The organism is Gammaproteobacteria bacterium (assembly GCA_037388465.1).
In the GTDB taxonomy this organism is placed as follows: domain Bacteria; phylum Pseudomonadota; class Gammaproteobacteria; order SpSt-1174; family SpSt-1174; genus JARRKE01.
Window position 1 is genome coordinate 1 of the sequence record JARRKE010000120.1, and the last position, 8,168, is coordinate 8,168.

General features: G+C 58.6%; 7 protein-coding genes and 2 tRNA genes. 4 read left to right on the plus strand and 5 right to left on the minus strand.

The genetic code is table 11. From position 1 onward, the window contains the following. From P8Y64_13720 to P8Y64_13735, 4 genes are all read left to right on the plus strand, one after another. Nucleotides 1–782 (plus strand): GlcNAc-transferase family protein (locus P8Y64_13720; GenBank protein ID MEJ2061519.1); only part of this gene is annotated, 782 nt, incomplete at its 5' end. After that, nucleotides 779–2,656, plus strand: coding sequence for a glycosyltransferase (locus P8Y64_13725; GenBank protein ID MEJ2061520.1), 1,878 nt, complete (start codon nt 779–781; stop codon nt 2,654–2,656). The genes P8Y64_13720 and P8Y64_13725, both read left to right, overlap by 4 nt. Before the next feature lie 331 nt (nt 2,657–2,987). Next, nucleotides 2,988–3,485, plus strand: coding sequence for a hypothetical protein (locus tag P8Y64_13730; GenBank protein MEJ2061521.1), 498 nt, complete (start codon nt 2,988–2,990; stop codon nt 3,483–3,485). Between the two features lie 5 nt (nt 3,486–3,490). Then, nucleotides 3,491–3,796: a hypothetical protein gene (locus P8Y64_13735; protein ID MEJ2061522.1), complete on the plus strand. Its 306-nt coding sequence runs from the start codon at nt 3,491–3,493 to the stop codon at nt 3,794–3,796. A 43-nt stretch (nt 3,797–3,839) separates the two neighbouring features. Here the strand turns inward: P8Y64_13735 and P8Y64_13740 are convergent. The 5 genes from P8Y64_13740 to P8Y64_13760 form a co-directional block, all read right to left on the minus strand. After that, nucleotides 3,840–4,037 (minus strand) — tRNA-Glu (locus tag P8Y64_13740). Nucleotides 4,038–4,057: 20 nt separating this feature from the next. Next, nucleotides 4,058–4,234: a hypothetical protein gene (locus P8Y64_13745; GenBank protein ID MEJ2061523.1), complete on the minus strand. Its 177-nt coding sequence runs from the start codon at nt 4,232–4,234 to the stop codon at nt 4,058–4,060. A 54-nt stretch (nt 4,235–4,288) separates the two neighbouring features. Beyond that, nucleotides 4,289–4,364 (minus strand) — tRNA-Ala (locus tag P8Y64_13750). A gap of 108 nt (nt 4,365–4,472) precedes the next feature. Next, nucleotides 4,473–6,560: a cache domain-containing protein gene (locus P8Y64_13755; GenBank protein ID MEJ2061524.1), complete on the minus strand. Its 2,088-nt coding sequence runs from the start codon at nt 6,558–6,560 to the stop codon at nt 4,473–4,475. Between the two features lie 53 nt (nt 6,561–6,613). Then, nucleotides 6,614–7,966, minus strand: coding sequence for a sigma-54 dependent transcriptional regulator (locus P8Y64_13760; GenBank protein ID MEJ2061525.1), 1,353 nt, complete (start codon nt 7,964–7,966; stop codon nt 6,614–6,616). Nucleotides 7,967–8,168 lie beyond the last annotated feature (202 nt).

Consider the following 8,168-nt stretch of genomic DNA (forward strand, 5'->3'; position numbering starts at 1 on the left):
TCCAGGCGCTTTATGATGATGAAACCTATACCCTGTCTATCGACAGCCATATGCGTTTCGCACCGCATTGGGATCAAATCCTGATCGAAGAATTACAACGCTGCGACAGCGAACACGCAGTATTAAGCTGCTATCCGCCGGACTATCGTCCGGAACAGGAACAAAAGAGAAGCGCGGATGATCAACACGATGCCATCGTAATGGTCGTGGGTTCCGTGCTCGAAGGCGGAATCCCGCGCTTTGCCGGCCACCTCCTCTCGGCAACCCCATCCCGGCCGTTACGCGGCCTGTTCGCCGCCGCCGGCTTTCATTTCGGGCCCGGGCATCTAATAGAGAACGTACCCACCGACCCGGCTTATTACTTTAACCAGGAAGAGGCCGCACTGGCGGTAAAACTGTGGACACACGGCTACGATATTTACAGCCCCACCAGACAGGTTATTTTTCATCAATATATGAACCTGCCCCATGGGGAGGCTCGACGCCCATTGCACTGGGAAGACCACGACAACTGGGGTGCCATCCACAAACAGGGAGTTGAGCGGCTGCTTCATATTCTCAACGTCGAATCCGCATCCAATCTCGACGCATTGCGCGACATCGAGCACTATCCGCTGGGAAGCCAACGCTCACTCAACGAATTTATGCGCCTCTCCGGTATCGATTTTTCTTCAGCAGACAAAACGTCACGCGCCGCTAATGGCGAATTCATTGCAGAACTCAACCCGTGGTTTTCTCCAGACCAGGCAACAGCGGCACCATCCATCCGGACCGTGATATGAAGCTGAAAGCCTCCTGCTTCTGCGCGACCTACGGGCGCCCTCACCTGCTTGAGGAAGCCATCGAGAGTTTTCTACGCCAGGACTACGACGGCCCCAAGGAACTGGTAGTACTGAACGACTACACGCGGCAGCGGCTGAGCTTCGATCATCCGGAAGTGAAAATCATCAATGCGTCACAACGCATTACCCCATTAGGAAAAAAATTTAACGCAACGGTTGCGTTATGCAGTGGCGACGTGCTGTTTCCATGGGACGACGATGACATCTATCTTCCCTGGCGCATTTCATACTCAATATCGCACCTGAGAAACGGGATCTTTCATACCGATCAAGCATGGCAGGACGACGGCAACGGCCTGTATAGCGCGCGCAACCTGTTTCAATGCAATCTAGCGGTAAGCCGGGAAAAATGGCAGCAGGTTCGTGGTTATCTCGAGGCGGATTTCGGCGCCATCGACCGGGATCTGTACCGCAGGCTGAAAGCCGAAAAATCCAGGCAGGAGATCCCCAGGAACAAGCTGTTCTATATCTACCGCTGGGGCGGATCGGACAGCTACCATGCCTCATTCGCAGGCGGCTACCGTCACGGCGTCAGCCAGGCCACCGAGAACTATCTTTCAGAACAGGAACGGCTGGGGCGCGTTTCAAACGGACAAATCGAGTTAAAACCGCATTGGACAAAGGACTGGACCACGCTTTCCCGGCAGGCACTGAAAACAGATGAAAGCAGTGGCGGCATGCCGACATCGCGTCAACAATCGCCCGCTATGCCAGCATCGCTGCGCCCCTGTCATAAAGGCTTTTCCCTGGACGATACACTGGTTGTCCGCCAGCCCGGCAGCTCCGGACTGGCTGTGCTCAACCCGCTGGCGAAACTTATCTGGGAAGGGCTGCTGAAGGGGCTTACCGTTGAATGCATCGCCGAACTGATTGCCGATACGTTTTCAATCAGTTATCAGGATGCATTCTCGGACGTGCGCGGCATCATCTATGACTGGCAATACCTGGGGCTGGTTCGCGATCACCAGGAGCTGCAGTGGTACAGGATAGGCAGCAGGGTTATTGCCATTGAAGGCCTTGATGACGTACTTAACGGTCTGATTGCGCCTGCGCTCACCCATTTTCGTTGTACACCCTGTATGAATTGGAACACATTGCTACGGGTCATCCGTGAAGAAGACTCCTGGAAATTAATGAAAAACGATGAAGTTTTATTTTCAAATGCCTACCCCGATGCAATTGCCGGACGGCTGATTTATGAAGTGATTGAGGAGAGTTACCGCCATGCACCATTGGTTACCGTTTTGCATGCGGCAGCCCTGCAATGGAACGACCGCCGGGTCGTCCTGCCTTCCAGAGGCGGCGCGGGCAAAACCACCCTGGCCGCTGCGATGATGCACGAGGGCGCCACCTATCTTGCTGACGATATCGTTCCCCTTCTCGATGAAAACGGTAGCGTGGCGCCAATAAAAACCAGTCTTTGCATCAAGGAAGGCAGTATCCCACTGCTGAAATCGCGCTATCCCGACATCCGCAAGCTGCCGGTTCTTTACCGCAATGGCATGGCCGTACGCTATCTGCCGCCCAAGCCCAGCCGTAATGATACCGGTGTGACTAAAGCCGATATCATCGTTTTTCCCAACAGACGAACCGGTAGCACCGCCTCTGTCACCAGGCTCACTGCCGCAGAGGCATTTGGATGCATGGTCAACAGTTCCCCCTGGTTTCAAACGTCGTCCCGGGCCAAATCTTCGATAGCCGACGACAATCTGCAAAAAATTATCGACTGGGTCGCGCGGACTCCGGCGTTCGAAATGCAATACGACACCCTGGACCAGGGCGTAGCCACCCTATTTTCCATTATGGAAGGCTGAACACCCATCAGCCACAACGGTCGGCAGCTGATCAATCAACTGCTCGACCGTACTCACGCCAACAGATATTTATAGATAATTCAGCTGGTTACTACCTCCCTCTAATAATTCATATACCACTTTGTAGCAAATAACCACGTCTTTAGATGTCTAGGTAATAGTCATCAAATCTGGTGGTTACGTTGCGGGCGGGCTATAAAATCCTGCTAATTTTTAAGGATATGCTTAAATTTAATGGTATCCCAGACCATTAACGACATTAACTGGCGAGGGGCTGTTTCTAGGAATTTCAAAAACTTAATAAGTTCATCTATCTGCAGGGGGAATAATCATGGATGAAGGCGATATAGCAAAAGGAGCGCGTGGGATCCTTGCGGGCCTTGGTGGAATATTGATAGTCATCGCGTTCATTTCGATCTTCTCAATTATTGCTTTTTTGATTATTGAAGGCACGGCATGGGCAAGTACGAAACTTCTCCCTTGGTTTTCAATCCTGACCTGGATTGCCTTGTTTATTGTCCTTTTTATAATTCTTCCGCTTGCTATTCCTAAGCCAACACGCGGTTTTGCGGCGGTTTCTCTATTTATAGCTTCCTATATATTTGGCGTAACTCTATGGATGGAAGGCTTCCTATTCACGCTTGTTATATGGGGAATGGGGGCGGTATTCATTGGTCTCTTTCTAGGAATTGTTGGGGTTGTGCCAATCGCAATGCTAGCAACCTTAATCAAAGGTATGTGGATGCCACTTATTGAAATGGTTGTACTCTTAATCATGACATTCGGCAGCAGGATCGGAGCTGTTGCATTGGCAGAAAGCCTAGAATGAGGCGCATGAAACGAACATGGCAACCGCAAGCAATTGCAATAGCCATGTTGCTTTGGGCTTTCTATCCAGGCAACCCGTATGGTTACTACATCTTGCTGCGCTGGGTATGCTGCGGGATCTTCGCCTACTTGGCCTTTCAAGCGTACACCGAAGAGGATAATCGTTGGATGTGGGTTTTTGGGGTTATCGCGGCTTTCTACAACCCAATTATCCGAGTGCATCTAACAAGGGATCTATGGGAGATCATTAATATTGTCACCATAGGGATTTCGGCTACCTCTATTTACTTCCTGAAGCCTAAGCAAGACTAGCAGCCTAGCGTCGGGGGCAGAGTCGGCAAGCCATTATTTTTATTGGTGTCCCCAAGGGGATTGATCGCCACATCCCTGTGGCGAGCCCTCACCGCACAGCGGCTCGGGCCGGCCTGCGGCCGTCCGATTTCGCTCCCGGCGAAATCGTCGAACCTTAGAACATCCATCTGGACCGGGATCGAAATGAACCCCTGTTACCGCCGTGAAAGGGCGGTGTCCTAGGCCTCTAGACGATGGGGACGCGAAAAGGAACCTGATGAATCAGCTCTTATCGCGCGAGCCAAACAGCATGGCTGTCATCACCCCGGTGAAGAGGATGAGAAAGCCGATAGGCACCATGGTGAAGAAGAACTCGGCGTACCGCGTTACCTGCTGCACCATCAGGTAGAAACCCGCGACGATGCCAACCAGGGTGATAAGTGCTCCCAGGTAGGCCATGATGCGTCCCAATGTCCGCATACCGAGATAGTCCGGGTCCGTGTATTTCAGTAGTGGTGGAGCTAGGCGGGATCGAACCGCCGACCTCCTGCATGCCATGCAGGCGCTCTCCCAGCTGAGCTATAGCCCCACTACGGGAAAGACGCGCAAGATACGGCCTGACCGGCCGTTTGTCAACGGCCTGACGCCATTTTCGGCCCGTGTTCACCCCCTCCCCGGCGCGCGCCGGCCGGAGCTTTCAGCCGTTCGCCTCATAGGCCTGCAGCTGGAGCAGCCTTGCCTCCTCATCGTCGATGTATTCGGGCTCGTGCAGCAGCCAGACCCGGAATTCGGTGCCCTGCCCCACCTGGGAACGCACGGTGATGCGCCCGCCGTAGCGCCGGATCAGCCCGTAGCTGATCGACAGGCCGAGCCCGGTCCCCTCCGCATGGGTGGTAAAGAAGGGCTCGAACAGCCTGGCCTGCACCTCGGGGGACATGCCGGCGCCGTTGTCGCGCACGATGATGACCACGCCGCGGTCGCCCCAGGGCTTGGTGACGATATCCAGCCGCCCGCCCTCGTGCGGCAGTACCCGCAGGGCGTTGGTGATCAGGTTGATCAGCACCTGCTGCAGGGCCTGGTGCTGAATCCCCACCGGGTTGATCTCGCCCAGCTCCGTCTGCACGGCCGCGTTGGCGCGCTTGATGGGGAAACGCAGCAGGGTCAGGGTGTCCTCGATGGCGTGGTTCACGTCCAGCTTTTCCGTTTGCACGCCGCCGATGTATTCCGCCGGCTTGGCGTAATGCAGCAGGTTGTCGATGATGGCGCGGATCCGGTAGACCTGCTGGATGATCAGCGCGATCTCCTCCTTGACCGGCTCGGCGTGGGCACCGAGTTCGTCCTTGATCACTTCGATATTGCCCAGGATCACGGCGACGGGGTTGTTCACCTCGTGCGCCACGCCCGCGGTGAGCTTGCCCAGCGCGGCAAGCTTTTCCGCCTCGACCAGCTGCAGGCGCGTCTGGCGCAGCAGCTCGATGGTCTGGACCAGGTCGTCGTTCTTGGCCTGGAGCTCGGCGGTGCGTTGCTGGACCTTGAGCTCCAGCTGGTCGTTGGCCTCCTCGATCTGGTGGGCATGGTCCTGCAGGCGGTCGAGCATGCTGTCGAATTCCCTGGCCAGCAGGCCGATTTCATCCTCGCTGGGGAGCTGGCCGATGCGCTGCTGGATGCCGCCGCGCGTGGCGTGGACCACGCCGGTGATCTTTTCGATCGGCTTGAAGACGCTGCGCGCCCCGCGCACCGCCAGCCAGATGGCCGGCAGGATGAGCAGGAAGAACAGGCCCAGGAAGGCCAGCAGCGCGTGACGCATGGCTGCGCGGTAAGGGGCCTCCAGGAAACCGGCGTAGAGCATGCCGATGCGCTGTCCGGCGTCGCTGTAGATCGGCTCGTAGGCCGAGATGTACCAGTCGTTGACCACGAAGGCACGATCTATCCAGCGGTCCCCCTTGCCCAGCACCTGGTCGCGCACGACCTGGGAGACCCGGGTGCCTAGCGCGCGTTCTCCCGGGCGCAGCGGCACGTTGGTGCTGACGCGCACGTCGTCCAGAAACAGGGTGACGGTGCCGATGCTGCCCTTGAGCAGGCTGCCGGGACCGTAAACCAGGTTGCGGATGGCGTCCACGAAACGAAAATCGTTGTTCAGCAGCAGGCCGCCGTCCAGCGCGGCGATCACCCGCCCGTTGCGGTCCTTCACCGGGTACATGAGGCGGACCACCATGCCCCGGTCCTCGACCTTGCGGTCGGTGGGCGCGGCGCGCGGCGTGGGCAGCAGCGGCAACCGCACCGCCTTGGCCAGCTCGGGACTTTCCAGCCCCAGGTCATGCGGCGAAAACAGCTCGACGCCGTCCGCGGCATGGCCCCTGAAGGCGCGGTCCAGCAGCGGAGAGGTCGGCCCCGAACGGCCCTGCGGATCGTACAGCCAGCGTCCGTCCGGCCCCACCAGATGCAAAAAGGCCAGCCCCGCCTTGATCTTGAGCGCCAGCAGCTGGCGGCGAATGGACTCCTTGTCGCCGTTCGTCAGGCTGGTTCTGAAGGGATAGGACTCGGCCAGGGTCCCGAGCTTGTCCAGGTAATCGCGCCCGGTGCGCCGGAAGACGTCGTGCGCGACGGCGAGATCGGTGTTGACCTTATAGTAGAGCTGCCGGTAGACGAACTGGTTGATCCAGTAGGCCGCCACGCCGATGGTGATGGGCGCGATGACCAGGATTGGAAACAGCGCCAGCGCCAGGACCTTGTAGCGCAGCGAGCGGCGGAAGGGGCCGGTGATGCGTTTGATCCATGCGGGCATGGCGTGCGCTCAGCGTGGAAGGCCGTGGATTCCGTCCTGTCCGTGGCGCACGCTCATTCCTCTTCGCCTTCCTCCCCCGCCCAGGACTTGAGCTTGCGCTCCAGCGTCTTGCGCGACACGCCCAGGCGCCGCGCGGCCTCGGACTTGTTGCCGCCGGTAGCGTCCAGGGTCGCCAGGATATGGCGCTGCTCCAGCTCGGCGAGGGAAAGCTCTTCACCGCCCCGAGGCTGGCCCGGCCCGGTCTCTTCCTCGCTCCTGGCGGTTTGCACCTGGTTCAGGCCCTCGCTGGGGCGTTTGCCTAGCAGCAGAGAGCGTTCGATGACATTGCGCAGCTCACGTACGTTGCCCGGCCAGCTGTAGTGCTGCAGCCGCTGCAGCTCGTCGTCGTCCAGCACGACCGGCGGCATGCCCAGCTCCTTGGAGAGCAGCGCGGAGAAATGCCGCGCCAGCACGGGAATGTCTTCGAGGCGTTCGCGCAGCGGCGGGATGCGCATATTGAGGATGTTGAGGCGATAAAACAGGTCTTCGCGGAACCGGCCGGCGGCGACCTCTTCGGACAGATCGCGATTGCTGGCCGCGATGACCCGGACGTCCACCGGCAGCTCGCGGTTCATGCCCACGGGGCGGACCATGCGGTCCTCCAGGAAGCGCAGCAGCTTGGTCTGCATCGCCAGCGGCATTTCGCCGATCTCGTCCAGAAACAGCGTGCCGTTGTGGGCGAAGTTGCACAGCCCTTCGCGCGCCTGATGCGCGCCGGTAAACGCGCCCTTGGCGTGGCCGAACAGCTCGCTCTCCAGCAGCTCGCTGGAAATGGCGCCGCAGTTCAGCGGCACGAACGGCCCTTCGCGCCCGCTCAGGATGTGGATGGAGCGGGCGGCCAGCTCCTTGCCGGTGCCGGACTCGCCGCTGATCAGCACCGTGGAGGGCATGGGGGCGACCCGCTTGATCAGGCCGCAGAGCTCCTTGATCACCTCGCAGTCGCCGATCACGCCGTCCAGGTCGTAGAACTGGCTGATCTGGCGGCGCAGGACGAAGTTCTCGCGGGTCAGCTTGCGGCGTGCGATGCAGCGGTCGACCGCGGCCCGCATCTGTTCGATACGGAAGGGCTTGAGGATGAAATCGGCGGCCCCGGCGCGTAATGCGTCGATGGCGGTTTCCAGGTCCGCATGGGCGGTCATGAAGATGACGTCCGTGTTCTCGCCCTGCTCGCGCAGCCGGTTCAGCCATTCGACGCCGGACTCCGCACCGGACAGGCGGATATCCAGAATCATGAGGTCGAAATGGCAGCGGGCGCGCAGGCGTTCGGCCTCTTCGATGTTTTCCGCCGTCTCGACCAGCGCGCTGGTCTTTTTCAGATAGCGCTGCAAAAAGCTCCGGATGCCGTGCTCGTCGTCCACGACCAGAATGGCACCGGCAGCCGTCGAACGCGAAGGGGTTTCGCTGCCCTCGCCTTCCGCCTCGACGGCCTCGTTTCGATCAACGATTGAACTCACGGCCTGTTCCTAATCCTTTGGTGGTGATCGTTTTTCACACCCGGAACCTGGGGCGATATGTCTCAGGACTTAGGCCAGATTGACCCACTCAGGGCGTGCTTTTTATGTCCTAGAA

Excerpts from the sequence above, each read along its gene's own strand:
- P8Y64_13725 (MEJ2061520.1), top strand. The coding sequence starts at position 779 with ATGAAGCTGAAAGCCTCCTGCTTCTGCGCGACCTACGGGCGCCCTCAC.
- P8Y64_13730 (MEJ2061521.1), top strand. The coding sequence starts at position 2,988 with ATGGATGAAGGCGATATAGCAAAAGGAGCGCGTGGGATCCTTGCGGGC.
- P8Y64_13735 (MEJ2061522.1), top strand. The coding sequence starts at position 3,491 with ATGAAACGAACATGGCAACCGCAAGCAATTGCAATAGCCATGTTGCTT.
- P8Y64_13745 (MEJ2061523.1), bottom strand. The coding sequence starts at position 4,234 with ATGGCCTACCTGGGAGCACTTATCACCCTGGTTGGCATCGTCGCGGGT.
- P8Y64_13755 (MEJ2061524.1), bottom strand. The coding sequence starts at position 6,560 with ATGCCCGCATGGATCAAACGCATCACCGGCCCCTTCCGCCGCTCGCTG.